Source organism: Pseudomonas sp. AC242, from assembly GCF_979258655.1.
In genome coordinates this window covers 6381582-6404880 of the sequence record NZ_OZ409873.1, presented here as the reverse complement: position 1 = coordinate 6404880, position 23299 = coordinate 6381582, and the positions used below count along the sequence as shown (strand labels likewise).

Here is a 23299-nt window from a genome sequence, read left to right as displayed (position 1 = left end):
CGCTGGCATGAAAAGACTGCCCGTCGGAACGGCGTGTTTAGAGGAATATAGATGTCACCCTGGCTGACGGTAGTGGGAATCGGTGAAGACGGCTTCAAGGGCCTGGGCAAAAACGCCCGGCGTGCCCTGCTGGGCGCCTCGCGGATCGTCGGTGGCCAGCGTCAACTGGATTTGCTGCCGGTGTGTATTCGCGGCGAACGGCAATTGTGGCCCAGCCCGTTTGCCCTCGCGCCGGTGCTGGCGCAGCGTGGCGAAGCGGTCTGCGTGCTGGCCAGTGGTGACCCGATGTTCTACGGCGTCGGTGCCAGCCTCGCCCGCCAGGTGCCAAGCGAGGAAATGCTGATCCTGCCAGCGCCGTCGTCCTGTTCACTGGCTGCTGCTCGTCTCGGCTGGCCGTTGCAGGAGGTGGTGACGCTGTCGCTGGTGGCCCGACCACTGGCGGCACTCAATGCACAACTGTTCAGTGGCGTGCGTCTGTTGTTGCTAAGCAACGACGGCCAGAGTCCGACTGCTGTTGCGCAATTGCTCCGTGAGCGCGGATTTGGTTCGAGTCGCCTGAGCGTGCTTGAGCATCTTGGCGGTGACGCCGAACGGCGCATCGACAGCACCGCCAATGCCTGGAATGCGACGTCGGTGGCCGACCTCAATGTCATCGCTATCGAATGTCTGGCCGACGCCGACGCCCCGCGCCTGTCACGTTTGGCCGGACTGCCGGATTCGGCATTCCAGCACGACGGCCAGTTGACCAAGCGCGACGTACGCGCCATCACCCTCGCCCGTCTCGCCCCGACCCCCGGCGAACTGCTCTGGGATGTCGGCGCCGGCAGCGGTTCGATCGGCATCGAGTGGATGCGCGCGCACCCGAGTTGCCGCGTCTTGGCCATTGAAGCCGACGAAGGTCGCCAGCGATTGATCGAACACAACCGCGATGCGCTGGGTGTGCCCGGTCTGCAATTGATTCGCGGCAAGGCACCGCAGGCGCTGGTCGGACTGGAGCGCCCGGACGCGATTTTCATCGGCGGCGGCGTGACCCGTGAAGGCGTGTTCGAAACCTGCTGGGAACAGCTCAAACCCGGTGGCCGTCTGGTCGCCAACGCGGTGACCCTGCAAAGCGAAGTGGCCCTGATGAATTGGCGCGAACGTTACGGTGGCGAGCTGACGCGCATCCATGTCGCCCAGGCGCAACCGCTCGGCGAGTTCGACACCTGGCGGCAGGCGTTGCCGATCACTTTGCTCGATCTGGTCAAACCCCTCGATGCGTGACGAAACCGCCGAACAACCTGCGCCCCTGCGCAGCGGCCTGACCACCGGCAGCTGCGCCACCGCCACCAGCCTTGCCGCCGCACGCTTGCTGCTCGGCGGGCTGTCCGCCGATGCAGTGCAGATCGTGTTGCCGAAGGGCAAACAGGTGCAGATGCGCCTGGAGTTCTGTCGTTTGACCGACGACGGCGCCGAGGCCGGGACGATCAAGGATGCCGGTGACGATCCCGACGTGACCCACGGTGCGCTGCTCTACTCGCGGGTGCGGCTGCTGAGTGAGCCGGGAATTCGCTTCAATGCCGGTGCCGGCGTGGGCACCGTGACTCGGCCGGGGCTGGTGCTCGGCGTTGGTGAGCCGGCAATCAACCCGGTGCCGCGCAAGATGATCAGCGATCACCTGAGCCTGCTCGCCGCCGAGACCGGCTACGGCGGCGGCTTCGACGTCACTGTCAATGTCGAGGGCGGCGAAGCGCTGGCGCTGAAAACCATGAACCCACGGCTGGGCATTCTCGGTGGATTATCGATCCTCGGCACCAGCGGCATCGTCCGGCCGTTTTCCTGTGCGGCTTACATCGCTTCGATTCATCAGGGTATCGACGTCGCCAAGACCAACGGGTATCTGCACATCGCCGCCTGCACCGGCAACGCCAGCGAAGACACCATGCGTCGGGTCTACAACCTGCCGGAAATCGCCCTGATCGAAATGGGCGATTTTGTCGGTGCAGTGCTCAAGCATGTGCGCAAAGTGCCTGTGGATAAACTCAGCCTGTGCGGCGGCTTCGGCAAGATCAGCAAACTGGCCGCCGGGCACATGGACCTGCACTCGCGGCATTCGAGTATTGATTTGCCGCAACTGGCGGAGTGGGCGGCGGCGATTGGCGCCGATGCGGCGTTGCAGCAAGGCATTCGCGAGGCCAATACCAGTCAGCAAGCATTGGCCATGGCCAGTGCGGCGGGGATCGCCCTCGGTGATGAAGTCTGCCGCCATGCGCTGAATTTTGCCCGCAGCGTGGTGCCGGCGCAGGTGCAGGTCGAGGTGTTTGCGATTGATCGTCAGGGCGGGATTGTCGGGCAGGCCGGAGGTTTTGCATGAAGCGGATTTTGCTGCTCGGCGGCGTCACGGAAGCGCTGGCAATTGCTCGCACGCTGGGGGCAGAACATATCTATAGCCTCGCCGGGGTTGGCCGGGTGCCGACGGATCTGACTTGTCAGGTGCGCGTCGGTGGCTACGGGGGCGCTGAAGGTCTGGCGCAATTCATTCGTGACGAAGGCATCGATCTGTTGCTCGACGCCACGCATCCCTACGCCGCACAGATCAGCCAGAACGCCGCGACCGCCGCGCGACTGAGCGGCATCCCCTGCTGGGCTTTGCGCCGTCCGGCATGGCAGCCGCAACCCGGTGATGACTGGCGCGAAGTCAGCGACTGGGCCGAGTTGATCGCGACCCTCAAGCCGTTTCGCCGACCGCTGTTCACCCTCGGCCGCGAACCGCTGCAACACCTCGATGAAATCCCCGCCGACCAGTTCTGGACCCTGCGCGCCCTCGACGTCTATCCCGGCAACCAACGCTGCGAAGTCATCGGCGCGCGCGGGCCATTTCTGCTGGAGGATGAGCGAGCGCTGTTCGAGCGACGGCAGATCGATGTGTTGATCAGCAAGAACAGCGGCAGCACCGCGACCGAGCCGAAGCTGGAAGTGGCGCGCGAGCGTGGGGTGCCGGTGATTGTGTTGAAGCGACCGGGGTTGCCAGAGGTTGATCGGGAATTTCGATCAGCGTCTGAAGTCCTTGAAGCCCTGACGACGTCAGACTTTTCCTGACTTCGAATTTATTTGCGAATTTACCTGCAATTTTTGAGGACGCAGCCGACTGTTTTTCACTACATCCTCACCCCAATACTTCGGTTCCTTTAATCCCGACAAGCAGACAGCCAAGAAAAGCGGCTTGCCAGCTTGTATCCCAAGGAATACGATCCCGACATGATCGCTTTTGAACGATCCCGCATATTTTCCGAATGGCTCGACTCCTTGAAAGACATCAAAGGGAAAGGCCGAATCATCTCCAGAATTAAAACAGCCGAAAATGGCAACTTCGGTGATTGCGGGTTCGTCGGTGACACTGTTTATGAAATGCGTGTTCATTACGGCCCCGGTTACAGGATGTACTTCACACGCAAAGGCGAAGTGATTTATCTACTGCTGATCGGGGGCGACAAATCGACACAAAAAAGAGATATCAAACGCGCCGTGCAGATGGCTCATAACATCGGAAATGAGGAGTAAATCATGACCGAAGAATTCGCCCGTTTTGACGCCGCCGAGTACCTCAAAACTCCCGAGGACATGGCGGCGTATCTGGATGCCTGTTTTGACGACGATGAAGGCGACGGCGTCCTTATCCGTGCAGCGCTCAATGACATCGCCCGGGCTCAAGGCATGACACAAGTGGCGCGGGATGCAGGTTTGGGCCGCGAAAGTCTTTATAAAGCGCTGAGTAGCACTGGCAATCCCGAATTCGCAACTATCATGAAAGTCATGAAGGCTCTGGGTTTGCGATTGCATGCCGTAACACTGTGAACGCGCTGCGACACCAAACCGCACGACGCTTTTTTACTTATCGGCCCTGATCAGGCTAAATAGCCGCGCCTGATCGCCCACCCAATGGATCTGTCCCATGAACCGACACCGGCTAGCAATTGCCTGGATCGCCTGCTTTGCAGTGCTGTTCAACATGCTCGCCATGCCGATGACCGGGGCGATGGCGCAGGCGGCCAATTCACCGGCCGAACAGTTGCTCTGGAGCAGTTTCTGCACCGGCAGCGGGACCAAGATGGTGGCGATCAACATCGGCGCCACCGATCAGAAGGCCCCGAGCAACGACACTCATTCGAACATGCAGCATTGCTGGTGCTGCTCGGGCTCGGCGCCGTTGGTGGCGTTGCCGGGGCATTCGCCGCAGCTGTATTTCGCCCGCTACGAAAGCAACCGCAGCGTCGCACCCGCCTCGTTGCAAACACCCACTCCGCGCCAGCAATGGCCGAGTCTCAATCCCCGCGCTTCCCCTCTGGTTTGATTTGTTCGCGCAATTGACCTGCGTTTCAAATCGTTCTGGAGAACTGCCATGTTGAACAAACTCATCATCGTCGCTGCGCTGCTGTTGCCGGCGTGCTTTGCCCATGCCCACGAATACAAGGCCGGCGAACTTGAGATCGCCCACCCGTGGTCGCAGGAACTGCCGCCGAATGCGCCAACCGTTGCTGCCTATTTCATCATTCACAACGCAGGCAAGACTGATGATCGCCTGCTCAGCGTGAAAACGCCGATTGCTGAGGAAGCGCAACTGCACGAGCACGTCATGCAGGGCGATCTGATGAAGATGCAGCAAGTGAAGAGCGTGGCCATTCCGGCCGGTGGCAACGTGACGTTCGCGCCGATGGCCTATCACGTGATGCTGCTCAATCCGACCGATCGCAGCCTGCTCAGCGATGGCAAACGCTTCCCGCTGACGCTGCATTTCGAGAAGGCCGGTGACGTCACCGTCGAAGTCTCGGTGCAGAAGAAACCACCGGAAACCACGCAGGCCCACGCGCACGCTCAGTAAGCCTTCCGGCAGACTCCGCCCATGCGCCCGCTGAGCGCCAGGCCCTCCCGGCAACGCCGTCAGACTCAACACCTGACCCGCGGCAGCTGGATCGCCCTGTTCGCCATGTTGATGATCTTCATCGGCCCACTGATTTCTCAGTCGATGCCGATGGATCAACACGCCTCGACATCGATGCCAATGCGCATGGACATGTCGATGGACATGCCGGGCATGGATCACAGCGGCCACGACGCCAAGCCCTCAGCCGAACACTGCCCGCCACAATCCTCGCACCACGTGCTGTGGGAAAAGTGCGGCTATTGCAGCCTGCTGTTCAATTGCCCGGCACTGACCGGTGGCGGCGATTTCGTCGCCTTCAATATTCCGCCGCTGAACACCTTCACCCCGCCCTATCCACGTCTGGGCCACGCCCGGCAGACCTTCTTCCCCGGCGCCCGCACCCGCGCCCCGCCCGTCGCAGCGTAAACACCGCACCTTTGATTGCACACGGTGGAGAAGACAGCTTCAGGCTGCCGGCCGTGTCGTTTACGACTGTTTGATGGAAATTGTCATGTCCAGGTTTACTGCTGTTCCACGCTTGGGTTCTGCCCCGGCGTCCTTCGCTTTGAACGAATCGCGGATTCGTTTCAGGCACGCTACCGCCGTCCTTTGCGGCGTTCTGCTGTCCCCGCTGGTGCTGGCCGATGATCACGCCGCGCACAACGAAGAACTCAGCCCGACGGTGATTACCGCAATCGCCCCGAGCTCGCCGCTGACCATCGTCACCAATCCAAAAGATCCACGCCAACCAGTGCCGGCCAGTGACGGCGGCGATTATCTGAAAACCATTCCGGGCTTCGCACTGGTACGCAATGGCGGCACCAACGGCGATCCGGTGCTGCGCGGCATGTTCGGCTCACGCCTGAACATTCTCACCAACGGCAGCATGATGCTCGGTGCCTGCCCGGGCCGGATGGACGCGCCGACTTCGTACATCTCGCCGGAAACCTACGACAAACTGACCGTGATCAAAGGCCCGCAAACCGTGCTTTGGGGTCCGGGCGCGTCGGCGGGTACGGTGCTGTTTGATCGTGAGCCGGAGAGCTTCGGCGAACTCGGCACCCGCGTGAACGCAAGCATTCTGGCTGGCTCCCACGGACGTTTTGACAAGGTTGTCGACGCCGCTGCCGGTGGCCCGTTGGGCTACGTGCGAGTAATCGGCAACACCGCGCATTCCGACGACTACCGCGACGGCAACAACGACATCGTCGCCTCGCGCTACGACAAGTGGAACGGCGACATCGCGGTCGGCTGGACCCCGGACGCCGACACTCTGATCGAACTCACCGCCGGCAAGGGCGATGGCGAAGCGCGCTACGCCGGACGCGGCATGGACGGCTCGCAGTTCCTGCGCGAGAGCCTCGGTTTGCGTTTCGAAAAATCCAATATCACGGACGTGCTGGAGAAACTCGAAGCGCAGGTCTACTACAACTACGCCGACCACGTTATGGACAACTACACCCTGCGCACGCCGTCCGGCACCGGCATGATGGCGGGGCCGATGGCGTCCAATGTCGACCGCCGCACCCTCGGCGCGCGGATCAAAGCGACCTGGCGCTGGGCTGATATTCAGTTGATCACCGGCCTCGACGCGCAGACCAACGAGCACCGCCAGCGCAGCGGCATGGGCATCGACACCTACAAGGATCAGCCGTACAGCAAGGACGCCGATTTCCATAACTACGGCGTGTTCAGCGAAATGACCTGGTACGCCGCCGACCGTGATCGCCTGATCACTGGCGCCCGCGTCGACCGCGCTTCGGCCAAGGATTACCGGCAAACCACCGGCTCGGGAATGATGACTCGCCCGAACCCGACCGCCGACGACACCCGTGCCGATACCCTGCCGAGCGGTTTCGTCCGTTACGAGCATGACCTCGCCGACAGCCCGACCACGCTCTATGCAGGCCTCGGCCACGCGCAACGCTTCCCGGATTACTGGGAGCTGTTTTCGCCCAAGTCCGGCCCGGCGGGATCGGTCAACGCGTTCGATTCGATCAAACCCGAGAAGACCACCCAGTTCGACTTCGGCGTGAACTACAAGCGCGCCGACCTCGAAGCCTGGGCCTCGGGTTACATCGGTGTAGTCCGCGATTACATCCTCTTCGACTACTCCCCGGGAATGATGGGCATGAGCACCTCGCGCGCCGAGAACATCGACGCGCGAATCATGGGCGGTGAACTCGGTGCCGCGTACAAACTCACCGATAACTGGAAAGCCGATGCGACCCTGGCCTACGCCTGGGGCAAGAACAGCAGCGACGGCACGGCCCTGCCGCAAATGCCGCCACTGGATGCACGCTTCGGTCTGACCTATAGCGAAGACAACTGGAGCGCCGGCGCACTGTGGAGGGTGGTTGCCGCGCAGAACCGTATCGACCAGAACAAGGGCAACGTGGTCGGCAAGGATTACGACAAGAGTTCGGGCTTCGGCGTGTTCTCACTCAACGGTGCCTATCGGATCAACAAGAACTGGAAGGTCAGCAGCGGCGTCGACAACCTGTTCGGCAAAGCTTACGCCGAACACCTGAACCTGGCGGGCAACGCCGGGTTCGGCTACCCGGCCAATGACCCGCAAGCGATCAATGAGCCGGGGCGCACGCTCTGGACCAAGGTCGACATGAGTTTCTAACAAGAAAAGTCAAAAGATCGCAGCCCGCATGTACCCCTGTAGGAGCTGCCGAAGGCTGCGATCTCTTGATCTAGAAAAATTCGCCCAGCGGAGCACACGTGATGAAACAGCCCAAACCGAATTTCTACAACCTGGCCTGGCGTTGGCATTTTTACGCCGGTCTCTTCGTCGCCCCCTTCATGGTGATGCTGGCCCTGACCGGCATCATTTACCTGTTCAAACCGCAACTCGATTCGCTGATGTACAGCAGCCTGCTCAACGTCCCCGCAGGGCATCACACTGTCCCGGCCGATGACCTGCTGCAACGAGTGAAAAGTGCCTATCCGCAAGGCCAGGTCACCCAGTATCTGCCGCCAGTGAACGCCGAACGCAGCGCACAGTTTGTGGTGAAAAACGCCGGCCAGGAACTCAACATCTTCGTCGATCCGTACCACGGCGACATCCTCGGCGAGCAGGATGCCAAGCAGAACCTGCAGGCCATTGCCCGGGCGATCCACGGCGAATTGATGATCGGCACCGTCGGTGACCGCCTTATCGAAATGGCCGCCGGTTGGGGCGTGGTGCTGGTGGTGTCCGGCCTGTTCCTGTGGTGGCCGCGCGGTCAGGCCGCGGGGATTCTGTGGCCGCGGTTGAACAGTCGCGGTCGCGTGTTGTGGCGTGACCTGCACGCGGTCACCGGGTTCTGGGGCGCGACCTTGCTGCTGGTGATGTTGCTCAGTGGCATGACCTGGACCGGCTTCTGGGGCAAGCAATACGCGCAGGTGTGGAACGTGTTCCCGGCGGCGATGTGGGACAACGTGCCGACCTCCGACGTCGAGGCGCGAACCCTTAACAGCGCCACCCGCCAGACCGTGCCTTGGGCGATGGAAAACACGCCGATGCCGATGTCCGGCGACCACGCCGAACACATGAATCACGGCGCCACCAACGCGGAGCCCGCAGCACCCGCCATCAGCCTGCAAGACGTGCAAAACATCGCCACCCAGCGCAAAGTCGAGCCGGGCTACAGCATCACCCTGGCGACCACTGCCACCGGCGTGTTCACCATCGCTGTGTTCGCCGATGACCCGCGCAACGATGCGACCCTGCACGTCGATCAATACACCGGCAAGGTCCTCGCCGATGTGCGTTTCGAACAATACGGCAGCGTTGCCCGCGCCACGGAAATCGGCGTAATGCTTCACGAAGGCAAGATGTTCGGCACCTTCAACCAGATTGTCGTGCTGCTGATCTGCCTGATGATTCTGCTCAGCGCCGTCAGCGGTGTAGTGATCTGGTGGAAGCGTCGGCCGCAAGGCAAATTGGGTGTGCCGCCGCTGCGTCATGATTTGCCGAAGTGGAAAACCGGGGTGGTGATCATGTTGGCGCTGGCGGTGGTGTTTCCGCTGGTGGGGGCTTCGCTGGTGGTGGTGTGGTTGCTGGATCGATTGCTACTGGCGCGGATGAACCGACCAACCGGGTCTGCCTCGACTTCTTCCTGAACCCGCACTCGATCTTCTTCAACGCCAATCCCGTGCAGGGTCGCCTGCACGGGATTTTTTTGCGCCCCAATCTGGCGCGGCGGCCTGCACCAACGCGCCATGGACGTTCCTTCGTGGTGCATGCGCCATGCAGTCAACCGCTCTAACACGACATTTTCTTGCCAAAACCCGACCGGGCACAGCCCTTGCAAAACACCCTTCAGTCGTCCGCATCTGCCAACCAAAAAAACTTCAAACGTTCATGGAGATCGCACAATGAAGCGTCGCAGTTTGATCAAGGCTTTCACACTCACGGCATCCATTGCCGCGATGGGCATGACCTGGACTGTCCAGGCCGCCGAGACCATCAAGGTCGGGATTCTGCATTCGTTGTCCGGCACCATGGCGATCTCCGAAACGTCGCTCAAAGACATGGCGCTGATGACCATCGACGAGATCAACGCCAAGGGCGGTGTGAACGGCAAGATGCTCGAACCGGTGGTGGTTGACCCGGCATCGAACTGGCCGCTGTTCGCCGAAAAAGGCCGGCAGCTGCTGACTCAGGACAAGGTCGCCGTGGTGTTCGGCTGCTGGACCTCGGTGTCGCGCAAATCGGTATTGCCGGTGTTCGAAGAGCTCAATGGCCTGTTGTTCTATCCGGTGCAATACGAAGGCGAAGAGATGTCGCCGAACGTCTTCTACACCGGCGCCGCGCCAAACCAGCAGGCGATCCCGGCGGTTGAATATCTGATGAGCGAAGAAGGTGGCAGCGCCAAACGCTACTTCCTGCTCGGCACCGACTACGTCTACCCACGCACCACCAACAAGATCCTGCGCTCGTTCCTGCACTCCAAAGGCGTCGCCGACAAAGACATCGAAGAGGTCTACACGCCGTTCGGCCACAGCGACTATCAGACCATTGTTGCCAACATCAAAAAATTCTCCGCCGGTGGCAAGACTGCGGTCATCTCGACCGTCAACGGCGACTCCAACGTGCCGTTCTATAAAGAGCTGGCCAACCAGGGTCTGAAAGCCACCGACGTACCGGTTGTAGCGTTCTCGGTCGGCGAAGAAGAACTGCGCGGCATCGACACCAAACCGCTGGTGGGCAACCTCGCGGCGTGGAACTACTTCGAGTCGGTGGAGAACCCGCAGAACAAGAAATTCGTCGCTGACTGGAAGGCCTACGCGAAGAAACACAACCTGCCGGGCGCCGACAAAGCCGTGACCAACGACCCGATGGAAGCCACTTATGTCGGCATTCATATGTGGGCGCAGGCGGTGGAAAAAGCCAAATCCACCGACGTCGACAAAGTCCGCGAAGCCCTCGCCGGCCAGACCTTTGCCGCGCCGTCGGGTTACACGCTGACCATGGACAAGACCAATCACCACCTGCACAAACCGGTGATGATCGGCGAGATTCAGGCTGATGGTCAGTTCAACGTGGTGTGGCAGACCGAAGGGCCGATCCGCGCGCAACCGTGGAGCCCGTTCATTCAGGGCAACGACAAGAAGCCGGATTATGCGGTGAAGAGCAACTGAGGCGGATTCAGTTTTTGAGGCGGGCTTTAGATCCCCCCCCTCACCCCGGCCCTCTCCCTCAGGGAGAGGGGGAAAGGGAGCCGATCTTCATGCCTTTCAAAGCCTGAGTTCGGCTCGAATTCGCAGGTCGCAGCACATCGTTCAAACACCTCGGTCAGTCCCCTCAATTTCAAGAGGGAGAGGGGGAAAGGGAGCCGATCTTCATGCTTTTCAAAGCCTGAGTTCGACTCGAATTCGCAGGTCGCAGCACATCGTCCAGACACCTCGGTCAGTCCCCTCTCCCTCTGGGAGAGGGTTAGGGTGAGGGGGCGGTTGAACAGGACACCACTAATGCCCACTGCCATACACCGCTTTCTCATAGCCATCGCACTATTGCTGCCAATGCTGGCCCATGCCGGCGACGCCGAAGACTTCGTCGCGGCCAATCCTGTGCAACAAGCCAAACTGCTGGAAACCTGGGCCGCGCAGCCCGACCCGGCGCGTATCGAATTGCTCAACGCCCTGCAACAAGGCGAGCTGACGATCGACGGCCAACCGAAAACCCTGCGCCTGAACAATCGCCTGCGGGGTCTGATCGACACCGCGATGGCCAGCCATCAATTGCTCGCCGCCGACGCCAAAATCCGTCTGACTGCCGCGCAGCAATTGCAGAAAAGCGCGAAACCCGCGCAGCTGAAATTCCTCGACCAGCAACTCGCTGGCGAAAAAGATGAAAGCGTCCATGCCGCCCTGAGCCTGGCGCTGGCCAATCTGCAACTGGTCGACACTGATCCGGCCGTACGACTCGCGGCGGTGCGATTGCTTGGCGAAACCGGCGATCCACTGGCGCGCACGCGCCTCGAAGGTTTGCTCGAACCCGGCGTCGAAGCCGATGCCGGCGTACGCACGGCGGCCGAAACCAGCCTCGCCCAAGTCAAACGCAAACTGCTGATCGGCGAGATCCTCGGCCAGGCGTTCAGCGGCATGTCGCTCGGTTCGATTCTGCTGTTGGCAGCGCTTGGTCTGGCAATCACGTTCGGCCTGCTCGGCGTGATCAACATGGCCCACGGCGAGATGCTGATGCTCGGCGCCTACTCGACGTATGTGGTGCAGTTGATGTTCCAGCGCTACGCACCGCAAGCGATTGAGTTTTATCCGTTGATTGCGCTGCCGGTGGCGTTCTTTGTCACGGCGGCGATCGGCATGGCGCTAGAGCGCACGGTGATTCGCCACCTCTACGGCCGCCCACTGGAAACCCTGCTCGCCACCTGGGGCATCAGCCTGATGCTGATTCAACTGGTGCGCCTGTTGTTCGGCGCGCAGAACGTTGAAGTGGCCAACCCGGCGTGGCTGTCCGGCGGCATTCAAGTGCTGCCGAATCTGGTGCTGCCGTACAACCGCATCGTCATCATCGCGTTCGCACTGTTCGTCGTCGTACTGACCTGGTTGCTGCTGAATAAAACCCGCCTCGGCCTCAACGTGCGCGCCGTTACCCAGAACCGCAACATGGCCGCCTGCTGCGGCGTGCCGACCGGGCGCGTCGATATGCTCGCCTTCGGCCTCGGCTCGGGCATCGCCGGCCTCGGCGGCGTAGCGCTGAGTCAGATCGGCAACGTCGGCCCGGACCTCGGCCAAAGCTACATCATCGATTCATTTCTGGTGGTGGTGCTCGGCGGTGTTGGCCAGTTGGCCGGCAGCGTGCTTGCAGCCTTCGGCCTGGGTATCGCCAACAAGATTCTCGAACCGCAGATCGGTGCGGTGCTCGGCAAGATCCTGATCCTCGCGCTGATCATTCTGTTTATCCAGAAACGTCCGCAAGGCCTCTTCGCACTGAAAGGACGGGTGATCGACTGATGAACCAGCCTCTGTTAGTCACGGCCACGCAAAAGGCCGGGCCGAAAATCACCCTCGCGATTGGCGCGGTAATCCTCGCTCTGCTGATCGCCCTGCCGCTGCTGTCGTTATTGTCGCCCGACAATGCGCTGCACATCTCGGCGTACACGCTGACGCTGGTTGGCAAAATCCTCTGCTACGCCATCGTCGCCCTGGCGCTGGATCTGGTCTGGGGTTACGCCGGTTTGCTGTCGCTGGGTCACGGCCTGTTCTTCGCTCTCGGCGGTTATGCGATGGGCATGTACCTGATGCGTCAGGCCGCCGGCGATGGCTTGCCGGCGTTCATGACCTTTCTGTCGTGGAGCGAATTGCCGTGGTACTGGACCGGCACCAGCAACTTTATCTGGGCGATGTGTCTGGTGGTGTTGGCGCCGGGATTGCTGGCGCTGGTCTTCGGTTTCTTCGCTTTCCGTTCGCGGATCAAAGGCGTGTATTTCTCGATCATGACCCAGGCCCTGACCTTCGCCGGCATGCTCTTGTTTTTCCGCAACGAGACCGGGTTTGGCGGCAACAACGGCTTTACCAATTTCCGCACGATTCTCGGTTTCGGTATCACCGAACCGGGCACCCGTGCGGTGCTGTTTCTGGCGACGGTGTTGTTGCTGGTGGCGAGCCTGTTCATCGGCTGGCGCTTGGCGCAGAGCAAGTTCGGCCGCGTGCTGACTGCGCTGCGCGATGCGGAAAACCGCTTGATGTTCTGCGGCTACGACCCGCGCGGTTTCAAGCTGTTCGTGTGGGTGTTGAGTGCGGTGTTGTGTGGCCTGGCCGGGGCGTTGTACGTGCCGCAAGTGGGCATCATCAACCCGAGCGAAATGTCGCCAACCAACTCCATCGAAGCAGCGGTATGGGTTGCCCTTGGCGGTCGCGGCACGCTGATCGGCCCGCTGCTCGGCGCCGGTGTGGTCAACGGCATGAAGAGCTGGTTCACCGTGGCCTTCCCGGAATACTGGCTGTTTTTTCTCGGCGCGCTGTTCATTGTCGTGACGCTGTACCTGCCCAAAGGCGTGATCGGTCTGCTGAAGAAACGAGGTGAACAATGAGAGTCACGGCGAGCGCTGAATTCATGCTGGAACCGGCCTTCTTTCCCGTCGAACCGAACAAGGACGCCGGCACCAGCCGCGACTCGATCGGCCTCGGCCAGCGCGTCGGCCCGGGCCTCGACACCCGTCACGGCACGATCCTCACACTGGAAGACATCAGCGTCAGCTTCGATGGATTTCGTGCGCTGAACAATCTCAACCTGTACATCGGCGTCGGCGAATTGCGCTGCATCATCGGCCCTAACGGCGCGGGTAAAACCACGCTGATGGACGTGATCACCGGCAAGACTCGGCCGAGTCACGGCAAAGCCTGGTTCGGCGAAACGCTGGATCTGACTCAAATGAGTGAAGTGCAAATCGCTCAGGCCGGCATCGGCCGCAAGTTTCAGAAGCCGACGGTGTTCGAGGCGCTGAGCGTGTTTGAAAACCTGGAACTGGCGCAGAAAACCGACAAGTCGGTGTGGGCCAGTTTGCGTGCGCGCTTGAGCGGCGAGCAAAAAGATCGAATCAGCGAAGTGCTGGAGACGATTCGCCTGACCACCTCGGTCAATCGTCAGGCAGGCTTGCTCTCCCACGGTCAGAAGCAGTTTCTCGAGATCGGCATGTTGCTGATGCAGGATCCGCAATTGCTCCTGCTCGATGAGCCGGTGGCGGGTATGACCGATGCGGAAACCGAGTTCACGGCTGAACTGTTCAAGTCGCTGGCGGGCAAGCATTCGCTGATGGTGGTGGAGCATGACATGGGCTTTGTCGGCTCGATTGCCGACCACGTCACCGTATTGCATCAGGGCAGCGTTCTGGCGGAAGGCTCGCTTGAGCAAGTGCAGGAAAACGAGCGCGTGATTGAGGTTTACCTCGGCCGCTGAAGCTGCAAACACTCATCAAAACTGTGGGAGCTGGCTTGCCAGCGATGAGGCCGGCACATCCAGCATTAATGCCGACTGATCCACCGCTATCGCTGGCAAGCCAGCTCCCACAGGGTTCTGTGTGCAACAGGGAGAATTTGGAAATGCTGCAAGTCGACAAGCTGCACCAGTACTACGGCGGTAGCCACATCCTGCGTGGCCTCTCCTTCGACGTGAAAGTCGGCGAAGTCACCTGCCTGCTCGGCCGTAACGGTGTCGGCAAAACCACCCTGCTCAAATGCCTGATGGGCCTGCTGCCGGCCAAAGAAGGCGTAGTCAATTGGGAAGGCAAACCGATCACCACGTTCAAGCCACACCAGCGGGTTCACGCCGGGATTGCCTACGTGCCACAGGGCCGGGAAATCTTCGGCCGCCTGACCGTGGAAGAGAATCTGCTGATGGGTCTGTCGCGTTTTCCCGGCAGTGAAGCCAAGGAAGTCCCAAGTTTCATCTACGAATTGTTCCCGGTGCTGCTACAAATGAAGCAGCGTCGCGGCGGCGACCTCTCCGGTGGTCAGCAACAGCAGTTGGCGATTGGTCGCGCATTGGCCAGCCGCCCGCGCTTGCTGATCCTCGACGAGCCTACCGAAGGCATTCAACCTTCGGTGATCAAGGAGATCGGCGCGGTGATCAAGAAACTCGCGGCGCGCGGTGATATGGCGATTCTGCTGGTCGAGCAGTTCTACGATTTCGCCGCGGAACTGGCCGATCAGTATCTGGTGATGTCCCGGGGCGAAATCGTCCAGCAGGGTCGCGGTGAAAATATGGAGGCCGAGGGTGTACGCGGGCTGGTAACGATCTAGTACAACGAATTAATCTGTAGCTTCCTAACGATAATTACACACCATGAATTCGACTGTTGCACCTGCCCTGTTTACCCCGAGCTGGCACGCCGCGCTGGAACTCGCTTATGCCCGTTTCGGCGACTGCACGCGCCCGGTCATGCGCCGACACCTCGGGCCGCTGCGGGTGCAAAAGCACCTGTACGCCGAAGGCCCTGAAGTCTGTCAGCACATCATCGTCCACCCGCCGGGCGGGATTGCCGGCGGTGATCGGCTGGACATCAGCGCGCGCGTCGAAGCCGACGCCTGGGCGCAGATCACCAGCCCCGGTGCCGCCAAGTGGTATCGCGCGGGTGGGCCGGCGTATCAAAAACTGGATTTGAAAGTGGCAGCCGGCGGGACGCTGGAATGGCTGCCGCAGGAAACCATCGTCTATAGCGCCGCGCAGGCTGAGCTGAGCACTTCGATTGAACTTGAGGGTGATGCACGGCTGTTTTACTGGGATGTGGTGGCGCTGGGTCGCCCGGCCAGTGGCGAACGTTTTGACCACGGGCATTTTCAGGCGCACCTGGATATTCGCCGCGATGGCCGATTGCTCTGGCACGAGCGCCAGCGCATTGTCGGTGATGACGGTTTGCTTGATTCGCCGATTGGCCTGGATGGCAATCCGGTGTTTGCAACGTTGTTGGTGACCGGTGAGATTGAGGCTGAGTTGCTGGAGCGCTGCCGCTCGCTGGATCACCAGGTTCGCGGGGATTTGACGCAATTGCCGGGACTTTTGGTTGCCCGTTGTCTGGCCAGTGAAGCGTTGCTCGCACGGGCCTGGCTCATCGATTTATGGCGCTTGCTGCGTCCGGTGCTTCTGGATCGCGAGGCGGTGTCACCGAGAATATGGAACACCTGAAAGCAACCCTCACCCCCCGCCCTCTCCCGGAGGGAGAGGGAGCCCGACCGAGTCGTTTGAAATGAATTTAACTGACTGAACGAATACCGCTGACTGAACCGGCCATTGAAAACAACCGAGATCAGTCCCCTCTCCCTCGCAAGAGGGAGCCTGACCGAGTCGCTTGAAATGAATTTAACTGACTGAACGAATACCGCTGACTGAACCGGCCATTGAAAACAACCGAGATCAGTCCCCTCTCCTTCGCAAGAGGGAGCCTGACCGAGTCGCTTGAAATGAATTTAACTGACTGAACGAATACCGCTGACTGAACCGGCCATTGAAAACAACCGAGATCAGTCCCCTCTCCTTCGGGAGAGGGCTAGGGTGAGGGGCTGCTCCAACTGGCACCCCACACCGGCAAGAACCTCACAAATCTGCCCTGATGGAACCCCACAATGGACCTGACCCCACGCGAAAAAGACAAGCTGCTGATCTTCACCGCCGGCCTCGTCGCCGAGCGGCGTCTGGCGCGCGGCGTGAAACTCAATTACCCGGAAGCCATGGCCTACATCTCCGCCGCTCTGCTTGAAGGCGCGCGTGACGGCCAGACCGTGGCCGAGCTGATGCACTACGGCACCACCCTGCTCAGCCGTGAACAAGTGATGGAAGGCATCCCGGAAATGATCCCGGAGATCCAGGTCGAAGCGACGTTCCCCGACGGCACCAAACTGGTCACCGTCCACCAACCGATCGTCTGAGGCTACGCCATGACTTACACCATTCGCGACGCCGTCCACGCCGACCTACCGGCGATCCGCGACATCTATAACGATGCCGTAATCAACACCACGGCGATCTGGAATGAACAGGCCGTCGACCTCGGCAACCGCCAGGCGTGGTTCAGCGCGCGTCAGGCCCAGGCCTATCCGATTCTGGTAATCATCGACGGTGACAACAGCGTACTCGGCTACGCTTCATTCGGTGACTGGCGGCCGTTCGACGGCTTTCGCCACACCGTCGAACATTCGGTTTATGTGCGCAGCGATCAACGCGGCAACGGCCTCGGCCCGCAATTGATGGCAGCGCTGATCGAGCGCGCCAGAACCTGCGACAAACACGTGATGGTCGCCGCCATCGAAAGCGGCAACGCCGCCTCGATTCGCCTGCACGAGCGCGCCGGTTTCAGCATCACCGGGCAGATGCCGCAGGTCGGCACCAAGTTCGGCCGCTGGCTCGACCTGACCTTCATGCAACTGACCCTCAACCCTGGCGCGGAGCCGCCTGACGCCAACAAGGAGTGACACCGATGAACGCCGCCCAACTGCGCCGCGTCAATGCTGAAAGTTTTGCCCACTACCGTCAGGGCCTGATTGATCTGCTGCTTGATGCGGTCGGTTACGGCGCCAGTGTCGGCTTCATGGCCGACCTCGATGCGGCTCAGGCGCGCGCCTATTTCGATGAGGTGCAGGACAACGTCAACAAAGGCAGCGTGCTGCTCTGGGTGGTGGTCAAGGACGAGCAGGTGCTGGCCAGTGTGCAACTGGGCCTGTGTCAGAAGGCTAACGGTCTCAACCGCGCCGAGGTGCAGAAACTGCTGGTGCGCGAACACGCACGGCGTCGCGGTCTCGGTCAGCAATTGATGAGTGCGCTGGAACTCGAAGCGCCCAAACACAAGCGCGGCATGCTCTACCTCGACACCGAGGCCGGCTCGCCCGCCGAAGATTTCTACAAGGCGTTGGGTTACACCCGCGCGGGCCAGATTCCCGATTACGCCTGCGACCCGCACGGCACCTATCGACCGACCGCCCTCTATTACAAGATTCTGCAAGGAGCCCAGTGATGATTCCTGGCGAGTACCAGATCCAGCCCGGCGACATCGAACTCAACGTCGGCCGTCGCACCGTCAGCCTGAAAGTCGCCAACAGCGGCGACCGGCCGATCCAGGTCGGTTCGCACTATCACTTTTTTGAAACCAATGACGCGCTGACCTTTGATCGTGCAGCGAGCCGTGGCATGCGCCTGAATATTCCGGCGGGGACGGCGGTGCGCTTCGAGCCGGGGCAGAGTCGCGAAGTCGAGCTGGTCGATTACGCCGGGCATCGGCGGGTGTTCGGGTTTGCCGGACGGGTCATGGGTGATCTCTGATATCGGCGTGCACCGCTGCCCCTCACCCCAGCCCTCTCCCGAGGGAGAGGGAGCCGATCACCGACAGCCGCCCCACCGTGAACAGTCCCCTCTGCGGAGCTGATCACCGATAGCCGACCCACCGCGAACAGTCCCCTCTGCGGAGCTGATCACCGATAGCCGATCCACCGCGAACAGTCCCCTCTGCGGAGCTGATCACCGATAGCCGGCCCACCGCGCACAGTCCCCTCTCCCTCTGGGAGAGGGCTAGGGTGAGGGTCGATGGCTCACCACTATTTTCCTGAAGGACGCTGCATGAAAATCTCCAGACAAGCCTACGCCGACATGTTCGGCCCCACCGTCGGCGACAAGGTGCGCCTAGCCGACACCGAGCTGTGGATCGAAGTCGAACAAGACTTCACCACCTACGGCGAAGAAGTGAAGTTCGGGGGCGGCAAAGTCATCCGCGACGGCCAGGGCCAAAGCCAACTGCTCGCGGCCGAAGTCGTCGACACGCTGATCACCAACGCGCTGATCATCGACCACTGGGGCATCGTCAAAGCCGACGTCGGCCTCAAGGACGGGCGCATCGCCGCGATCGGCAAGGCCGGCAACCCCGACGTGCAGCCGAACGTGACCATCGCCATCGGCGCCGGCACCGAAGTGATCGCCGGCGAAGGCATGATCCTCACCGCCGGCGGCATCGACACGCACATCCACTTCATCTGCCCGCAGCAGATCGAAGAAGCGCTGATGAGCGGCGTCACCACCATGATCGGCGGCGGCACCGGACCTGCCACCGGCACCAACGCCACCACCTGCACCTCCGGGCCTTGGCACCTGGCGCGCATGCTTCAGGCCGCCGACGCCTTCCCGATGAACATCGGCCTCACCGGCAAAGGCAACGCCAGCCTGCCGGAGCCGTTGATCGAGCAGGTCAAGGCCGGCGCCATCGGCTTGAAATTGCACGAAGACTGGGGCACCACCCCGGCGAGCATCGACAACTGCCTGAACGTCGCCGACCAGTTCGATGTGCAGGTAGCGATCCACACCGACACCCTCAACGAATCCGGTTTCGTCGAAACCACCCTCGGCGCGTTCAAGGGCCGCACCATTCACACCTATCACACCGAAGGTGCCGGTGGCGGTCACGCACCGGACATCATCAAGGCCTGCGGCTTCCCTAACGTATTGCCGAGCTCGACCAACCCGACCCGGCCGTTCACCCGCAACACCATCGACGAACACCTCGACATGCTGATGGTCTGCCACCACCTCGACCCGAGCATTGCCGAAGACGTCGCCTTCGCCGAAAGCCGCATCCGCCGCGAAACGATTGCCGCCGAAGACATTCTTCACGACCTCGGCGCATTCTCGATGATCAGCTCCGACAGCCAGGCCATGGGCCGCGTCGGCGAAGTCATCACGCGCACCTGGCAGACCGCCGACAAGATGAAAAAACAGCGCGGCCCACTGCCGCAGGACGGCGCAGGCAACGACAACTTCCGCGCCAAACGCTACATCGCCAAATACACGATCAACCCGGCGATCACCCATGGCATCAGCCATGAAGTCGGTTCGATCGAAGTCGGCAAATGGGCGGATCTGGTGCTGTGGCGCCCGGCATTCTTTGGTGTGAAACCGACGCTGATCCTCAAGGGCGGTGCAATTGCCGCCAGCCTGATGGGCGATGCCAACGCCTCGATTCCGACACCGCAACCGGTGCACTACCGCCCGATGTTCGCCAGCTACGGCGGCTCGCTGCATGCCACCAGCCTGACCTTTATCAGTCAGGCTGCGCAGGAAGCCGGGCTGCCGGAAGCGTTGGGTTTGAAGAAAAAGATTGGCGTAGTGAAGGGCTGCCGTGACGTGCAGAAAACCGATCTGATTCACAACGACTATCTGCCGAACATCGATGTTGATCCGCAGACCTATCAGGTCAAGGCTGACGGGGTGTTGCTGTGGTGTGAGCCGGCGGAGACGCTGCCGATGGCGCAGCGGTATTTCCTGTTCTAACCAAAAAAAGGCCCTTCGGGGCCTTTTCAATGTTGAGTCAGAAACTCCGCGTTATCGTTCATCGCTGGCAAGCCAGCTCCCACAGGTTCTGCGCCGATCCGAGATCTACATTCCAACGCAAAACCCTGTGGGAGCTGGCTTGCCAGCGATTAGGCCAGCTCAGCCACAACAAGATTTTCAGGCTGACTACTCCACCACCAACCGCCCCAAGCGCTGCCGCAACATACGGTTCTCGGCACGCAACTCACGCACCTCTTCCAGCAGGTCCAGCGCCAGCGCAACGCCCTCCCACTCCAGCTCCAGATCACGGCGCAACTTCGCCGCACGTTTGGCCAACGCCAATTCGTAATCGGTGAAGCGCCACTCCCGGGGCTGCGCGCCCTGAGGTTCGAGGATGCCGTGCTCGACGATTTCGATCACGTAGACGTCCGACAAATCGGCCGCCTCACAGAATTCTGCCAGGTCCAGTTGAACGATCAGGGGGCTGCTCATGATGGGCTACTCCGTCGTCGAATTCAGAAGTTCTCGCGCGGGTTGAACGCGGCTTTCTTCGCCAGTTCCTGCCACAGCGCCTTGACCTCGTCGTCCGAGGTTTTCGGCATCACGGCTTTGAGCTGGACGAACAGGTAACCGCGCTCGCCTGCCTTGTTTTTCAGGCCATGACCCTTGGCGCGCATGCGCTGGCCGTTCTGGCTGCCGGCCGGAACCTTGAGGTTGATCTTGCCGGTCAGGGTCGGCACCGCCACTTCAGCACCCAGCGCCAGTTCCCACGGTGCCAGCGGCAAGGTGATGATCAGGTTTTCGCCTTCAACATCGAATTTCGGGTGTGGCGCAAAACGAATGGTCAGATACAGGTCGCCATTCGCCCCGCCACCGACGCCCGGTGCGCCCTGGCCTTTGAGGCGGATGCGTTCGCCGTCGGTCACGCCCGCCGGAATTTTCACGTTCAGGCTCTTGCTGGTATTGCTGACGTGCTGGCCGTTGGCGTTGTATTGCGGCACCTGGAAGGTGACTTTCTTCGATTCGTTAGCGAGCGTCTCCTCGAGGAAGATCGGCAGTTCCATTTCCACGTCTTGCCCTCGGCGCCCAGCACTGCGTTGTTGCCGACCTTCGCCGCCACCGAAACCGGGGCCGCGATTGCCGAAGATCGAACTGAAGAAGTCCGAGAAGTCGCCGGTGTCAGCACCGCCGCCGCCAAAGCCACCACGGCTCTGCCAGCCCGGTGGCCCCTGGAACGGCTGACCATGCTGGCCATAACGGCGCAGCTCGTCATATTCGGCGCGTTTGTCGGCGCTTTTCAGCGCTTCATAAGCTTCCGAGGCGTCTTTGAATTTGGCCTCGGCGTCTTTTTCCTTGCTGACATCGGGGTGGTATTTGCGCGCCAGCTTGCGATAGGCAGCCTTGATTGCCTTGTCGTCTGCTGTCGGCTCCACGCCAAGTATCTTGTAATAGTCTTTGAAGTCCATCGAAGGAATCACCATCCGTTATCGATTTCGCGCCGATGCCAGCATGCGCCGATTCGCGCGTGCCGGGTTGACCGATCTCAAGGTTGTGACCGGGTGGCGCAGCAGAAGTTTATCGGCAGTGGACGGCGGTTCTTGCGACCGCCGGTGGTTCTGCCGGCCCATGCCAGCAAGTTTGGGGCGAAGCTGCGATTTTCAACCAGTTTAGTCGTGAAATAGCAGATGACCGGCCTTCGATTCTGGCGCGCACTGACATACACTGCGCGGCCGTTTTTTTGACCGGAACCGAAAGACATGAAAGACGCCTCTCCAGCCCGTGCCTGCGGCATCGACTTCGGCACGTCCAACTCCACCGTCGGCTGGCTGCGCCCCGGCATGGAAACGATGATCGCGCTGGAAGACGACAAGATCACCCTGCCGTCGGTGGTCTTCTTCAACATCGAGGAACGCCGCCCGGTTTACGGCCGTCTGGCGCTGCACGAGTACCTGGAAGGCTACGAAGGCCGGCTGATGCGCTCGCTGAAAAGCCTGCTCGGTTCCAAGCTGATCAAGCACGACACCAGCGTGCTCGGCACGGCGATGCCGTTCAAGGACCTGCTCGGCCTGTTCATCGGCCAGTTGAAGAGCCGTGCGGAAACCGCCGCTGGTCGGGAATTCGAGCAGGTGGTGCTCGGGCGTCCGGTGTTCTTCGTCGATGACGATCCGCTGGCTGACCAGGAAGCGGAAGACACCCTGGTCGAAGTGGCGCGCAAGATCGGCTTCAAGGACGTGTCGTTCCAGTACGAACCGATCGCCGCCGCCTTCGACTACGAGTCGACCATCGAAAAAGAAGAGCTGGTGCTGATCGTCGACATCGGCGGTGGTACCTCCGACTTCTCGCTGGTGCGCCTGTCGCCCGAGCGTCGTGGCCTCGATAACCGTCACGATGACATCCTCGCCACCGGCGGTGTGCACATCGGCGGGACCGATTTCGACAAACAGCTGAGCCTGCAAGGTCTGATGCCGCTGTTCGGCTACGGCAGCCGCATGAAGAGCGGCGCCTACATGCCGACCAGCCACCACATGAACCTGGCGACCTGGCACACCATCAACTCGGTGTACTCGCAAAAATCCAGCCTGGCGCTGGGCAGCATGCGCTACGACATCGAAGACACTGGCGGCATCGATCGCCTGTTCAAGTTGATCGAACAACGCGCCGGGCACTGGCTGGCGATGGAAGTCGAAGAAACCAAGATCCAGCTGACCCACACCGACAGCCGCCATGTGCCGCTGGACCGGATCGAGGCCGGACTGAGCGTGGAATTGACGCGCGCGCTGTTCGAGTCGGCGATCGACGCGTTGCTGGAGCGGGTACGCGGCAGTGTCACACAGTTGCTGAACGATGCCGGTGTGGCGGTGGATCAGGTCGATACGGTGTTCTTCACCGGTGGTTCGAGCGGGATTCCGGCGCTGCGCAACAGCGTGTCGGCGATGTTGCCGAATGCGCGGCATGTTGAAGGGAATATCTTTGGCAGCATTGGTAGCGGTCTGGCGATTGAAGCGATGAAACGCTACGGCGCCATGAACTGATGATCGTTCCCACGCTCTGCGTGGGAATGTCGCCATGGACGCTCTGCGTCCGCTGTTGAGGTTGTGACGCGGAGCGTCACGGGATGCATTCCCACGCAGAGCGTGGGA

The 23299-nt window shown here is 61.1% G+C and carries 24 protein-coding genes; 22 read left to right on the top strand and 2 right to left on the bottom strand.

The window, feature by feature from the left end:
- Nucleotides 1-51: 51 nt before the first annotated feature.
- From cbiE to ureC, 21 genes are all read left to right on the top strand, one after another.
- Nucleotides 52-1263: a precorrin-6y C5,15-methyltransferase (decarboxylating) subunit CbiE gene (gene cbiE, locus ACZZ0A_RS28810; RefSeq protein ID WP_463544043.1), complete on the top strand. Its 1212-nt coding sequence runs from the start codon at nt 52-54 to the stop codon at nt 1261-1263.
- Nucleotides 1256-2353: a cobalt-precorrin-5B (C(1))-methyltransferase gene (locus ACZZ0A_RS28805; RefSeq protein ID WP_007914569.1), complete on the top strand. Its 1098-nt coding sequence runs from the start codon at nt 1256-1258 to the stop codon at nt 2351-2353. The genes cbiE and ACZZ0A_RS28805 overlap by 8 nt, the downstream gene beginning before the upstream one ends.
- Nucleotides 2350-3078 carry a cobalt-precorrin-6A reductase gene (locus ACZZ0A_RS28800; protein WP_463544042.1) on the top strand — a complete coding sequence of 243 codons (729 nt, stop codon included), beginning with the start codon at nt 2350-2352 and terminating at the stop codon, nt 3076-3078. The genes ACZZ0A_RS28805 and ACZZ0A_RS28800 overlap by 4 nt, the downstream gene beginning before the upstream one ends.
- A 159-nt stretch (nt 3079-3237) precedes the next feature.
- Nucleotides 3238-3540: a type II toxin-antitoxin system RelE/ParE family toxin gene (locus ACZZ0A_RS28795; protein WP_122606498.1), complete on the top strand. Its 303-nt coding sequence runs from the start codon at nt 3238-3240 to the stop codon at nt 3538-3540.
- Nucleotides 3541-3543: 3 nt separating this feature from the next.
- A complete protein-coding gene (locus tag ACZZ0A_RS28790) occupies nt 3544-3834 on the top strand; it encodes an addiction module antidote protein (protein ID WP_007914567.1) in 291 nt (96 codons plus the stop codon).
- A gap of 97 nt (nt 3835-3931) precedes the next feature.
- A complete protein-coding gene (locus ACZZ0A_RS28785; protein ID WP_007914565.1) occupies nt 3932-4330 on the top strand; it encodes a DUF2946 domain-containing protein in 399 nt (132 codons plus the stop codon).
- A 48-nt stretch (nt 4331-4378) separates the two neighbouring features.
- Nucleotides 4379-4858, top strand: a complete 480-nt coding sequence (locus ACZZ0A_RS28780; protein ID WP_150693060.1) for a copper chaperone PCu(A)C — start codon at nt 4379-4381, stop codon at nt 4856-4858.
- A 21-nt stretch (nt 4859-4879) separates the two neighbouring features.
- Nucleotides 4880-5326 carry a DUF2946 domain-containing protein gene (locus ACZZ0A_RS28775; protein ID WP_150693059.1) on the top strand — a complete coding sequence of 149 codons (447 nt, stop codon included), beginning with the start codon at nt 4880-4882 and terminating at the stop codon, nt 5324-5326.
- Between the two features lie 85 nt (nt 5327-5411).
- The gene (locus tag ACZZ0A_RS28770; protein ID WP_463544041.1) at nt 5412-7532 is read left to right on the top strand and encodes a TonB-dependent copper receptor; all 2121 of its coding nucleotides are present in this window, start codon (nt 5412-5414) and stop codon (nt 7530-7532) included.
- A 101-nt stretch (nt 7533-7633) separates the two neighbouring features.
- Nucleotides 7634-9013: a PepSY-associated TM helix domain-containing protein gene (locus tag ACZZ0A_RS28765; RefSeq protein ID WP_463544040.1), complete on the top strand. Its 1380-nt coding sequence runs from the start codon at nt 7634-7636 to the stop codon at nt 9011-9013.
- Nucleotides 9014-9268: 255 nt separating this feature from the next.
- Entirely contained in the window at nt 9269-10534 is a 1266-nt protein-coding gene (gene urtA, locus ACZZ0A_RS28760) for an urea ABC transporter substrate-binding protein (protein WP_007914554.1), read from the top strand.
- Nucleotides 10535-10864: 330 nt separating this feature from the next.
- The gene (gene urtB / locus ACZZ0A_RS28755) at nt 10865-12367 is read left to right on the top strand and encodes an urea ABC transporter permease subunit UrtB (protein WP_095113528.1); all 1503 of its coding nucleotides are present in this window, start codon (nt 10865-10867) and stop codon (nt 12365-12367) included.
- Nucleotides 12367-13446 (top strand): urea ABC transporter permease subunit UrtC, encoded by a 1080-nt coding sequence (gene urtC, locus ACZZ0A_RS28750; protein ID WP_007918912.1) that lies wholly within the window; start codon nt 12367-12369, stop codon nt 13444-13446. Before urtB ends, urtC begins: the two co-directional genes overlap by 1 nt.
- On the top strand, nt 13443-14312 hold the full coding sequence (gene urtD, locus ACZZ0A_RS28745; protein ID WP_007918913.1) for an urea ABC transporter ATP-binding protein UrtD: 870 nt from the start codon (nt 13443-13445) through the stop codon (nt 14310-14312). Before urtC ends, urtD begins: the two co-directional genes overlap by 4 nt.
- 143 nt (nt 14313-14455) lie before the next feature.
- Nucleotides 14456-15154: an urea ABC transporter ATP-binding subunit UrtE gene (gene urtE / locus ACZZ0A_RS28740; RefSeq protein WP_007918914.1), complete on the top strand. Its 699-nt coding sequence runs from the start codon at nt 14456-14458 to the stop codon at nt 15152-15154.
- A gap of 43 nt (nt 15155-15197) precedes the next feature.
- Entirely contained in the window at nt 15198-16037 is an 840-nt protein-coding gene (locus ACZZ0A_RS28735; protein WP_414893222.1) for an urease accessory protein UreD, read from the top strand.
- A gap of 437 nt (nt 16038-16474) precedes the next feature.
- Nucleotides 16475-16777 (top strand): urease subunit gamma, encoded by a 303-nt coding sequence (gene ureA / locus ACZZ0A_RS28730; RefSeq protein WP_003221215.1) that lies wholly within the window; start codon nt 16475-16477, stop codon nt 16775-16777.
- Nucleotides 16778-16786: 9 nt separating this feature from the next.
- Entirely contained in the window at nt 16787-17320 is a 534-nt protein-coding gene (locus tag ACZZ0A_RS28725; RefSeq protein ID WP_007915950.1) for a GNAT family N-acetyltransferase, read from the top strand.
- 5 nt (nt 17321-17325) lie between these two features.
- Entirely contained in the window at nt 17326-17859 is a 534-nt protein-coding gene (locus ACZZ0A_RS28720; RefSeq protein WP_016984790.1) for a GNAT family N-acetyltransferase, read from the top strand.
- The gene (locus ACZZ0A_RS28715) at nt 17859-18164 is read left to right on the top strand and encodes an urease subunit beta (RefSeq protein ID WP_007915947.1); all 306 of its coding nucleotides are present in this window, start codon (nt 17859-17861) and stop codon (nt 18162-18164) included. The genes ACZZ0A_RS28720 and ACZZ0A_RS28715 overlap by 1 nt, the downstream gene beginning before the upstream one ends.
- Before the next feature lie 294 nt (nt 18165-18458).
- Nucleotides 18459-20159 carry an urease subunit alpha gene (gene ureC / locus ACZZ0A_RS28710; RefSeq protein WP_007915945.1) on the top strand — a complete coding sequence of 567 codons (1701 nt, stop codon included), beginning with the start codon at nt 18459-18461 and terminating at the stop codon, nt 20157-20159.
- Between the two features lie 186 nt (nt 20160-20345).
- Here the strand turns inward: ureC and ACZZ0A_RS28705 are convergent, their stop codons facing one another.
- Nucleotides 20346-20651 (bottom strand): chaperone modulator CbpM, encoded by a 306-nt coding sequence (locus ACZZ0A_RS28705; RefSeq protein ID WP_016984795.1) that lies wholly within the window; start codon nt 20649-20651, stop codon nt 20346-20348.
- Between the two features lie 23 nt (nt 20652-20674).
- Nucleotides 20675-21625, bottom strand: coding sequence for a DnaJ C-terminal domain-containing protein (locus ACZZ0A_RS28700; RefSeq protein ID WP_007915937.1), 951 nt, complete (start codon nt 21623-21625; stop codon nt 20675-20677).
- Between the two features lie 291 nt (nt 21626-21916).
- Here ACZZ0A_RS28700 and ACZZ0A_RS28695 point away from each other — a divergent pair, with 291 nt between their 5' ends.
- On the top strand, nt 21917-23191 hold the full coding sequence (locus ACZZ0A_RS28695; protein WP_007915935.1) for an Hsp70 family protein: 1275 nt from the start codon (nt 21917-21919) through the stop codon (nt 23189-23191).
- Nucleotides 23192-23299 lie beyond the last annotated feature (108 nt).

Coding starts and splice junctions, on each gene's coding strand:
- ACZZ0A_RS28805 (WP_007914569.1), top strand. CDS start 1,256: ATGCGTGACGAAACCGCCGAACAACCTGCGCCCCTGCGCAGCGGCCTG.
- ACZZ0A_RS28790 (WP_007914567.1), top strand. CDS start 3,544: ATGACCGAAGAATTCGCCCGTTTTGACGCCGCCGAGTACCTCAAAACT.
- urtC (WP_007918912.1), top strand. CDS start 12,367: ATGAACCAGCCTCTGTTAGTCACGGCCACGCAAAAGGCCGGGCCGAAA.
- ACZZ0A_RS28720 (WP_016984790.1), top strand. CDS start 17,326: ATGAACGCCGCCCAACTGCGCCGCGTCAATGCTGAAAGTTTTGCCCAC.
- urtB (WP_095113528.1), top strand. CDS start 10,865: ATGCCCACTGCCATACACCGCTTTCTCATAGCCATCGCACTATTGCTG.
- ACZZ0A_RS28700 (WP_007915937.1), bottom strand. CDS start 21,625: ATGGACTTCAAAGACTATTACAAGATACTTGGCGTGGAGCCGACAGCA.
- ACZZ0A_RS28695 (WP_007915935.1), top strand. CDS start 21,917: ATGAAAGACGCCTCTCCAGCCCGTGCCTGCGGCATCGACTTCGGCACG.
- urtE (WP_007918914.1), top strand. CDS start 14,456: ATGCTGCAAGTCGACAAGCTGCACCAGTACTACGGCGGTAGCCACATC.
- urtD (WP_007918913.1), top strand. CDS start 13,443: ATGAGAGTCACGGCGAGCGCTGAATTCATGCTGGAACCGGCCTTCTTT.
- ACZZ0A_RS28765 (WP_463544040.1), top strand. CDS start 7,634: ATGAAACAGCCCAAACCGAATTTCTACAACCTGGCCTGGCGTTGGCAT.
- ureC (WP_007915945.1), top strand. CDS start 18,459: ATGAAAATCTCCAGACAAGCCTACGCCGACATGTTCGGCCCCACCGTC.
- urtA (WP_007914554.1), top strand. CDS start 9,269: ATGAAGCGTCGCAGTTTGATCAAGGCTTTCACACTCACGGCATCCATT.
- ACZZ0A_RS28735 (WP_414893222.1), top strand. CDS start 15,198: ATGAATTCGACTGTTGCACCTGCCCTGTTTACCCCGAGCTGGCACGCC.
- ACZZ0A_RS28775 (WP_150693059.1), top strand. CDS start 4,880: ATGCGCCCGCTGAGCGCCAGGCCCTCCCGGCAACGCCGTCAGACTCAA.
- ureA (WP_003221215.1), top strand. CDS start 16,475: ATGGACCTGACCCCACGCGAAAAAGACAAGCTGCTGATCTTCACCGCC.
- ACZZ0A_RS28800 (WP_463544042.1), top strand. CDS start 2,350: ATGAAGCGGATTTTGCTGCTCGGCGGCGTCACGGAAGCGCTGGCAATT.
- ACZZ0A_RS28785 (WP_007914565.1), top strand. CDS start 3,932: ATGAACCGACACCGGCTAGCAATTGCCTGGATCGCCTGCTTTGCAGTG.
- ACZZ0A_RS28795 (WP_122606498.1), top strand. CDS start 3,238: ATGATCGCTTTTGAACGATCCCGCATATTTTCCGAATGGCTCGACTCC.
- cbiE (WP_463544043.1), top strand. CDS start 52: ATGTCACCCTGGCTGACGGTAGTGGGAATCGGTGAAGACGGCTTCAAG.
- ACZZ0A_RS28705 (WP_016984795.1), bottom strand. CDS start 20,651: ATGAGCAGCCCCCTGATCGTTCAACTGGACCTGGCAGAATTCTGTGAG.
- ACZZ0A_RS28725 (WP_007915950.1), top strand. CDS start 16,787: ATGACTTACACCATTCGCGACGCCGTCCACGCCGACCTACCGGCGATC.
- ACZZ0A_RS28770 (WP_463544041.1), top strand. CDS start 5,412: ATGTCCAGGTTTACTGCTGTTCCACGCTTGGGTTCTGCCCCGGCGTCC.
- ACZZ0A_RS28715 (WP_007915947.1), top strand. CDS start 17,859: ATGATTCCTGGCGAGTACCAGATCCAGCCCGGCGACATCGAACTCAAC.
- ACZZ0A_RS28780 (WP_150693060.1), top strand. CDS start 4,379: ATGTTGAACAAACTCATCATCGTCGCTGCGCTGCTGTTGCCGGCGTGC.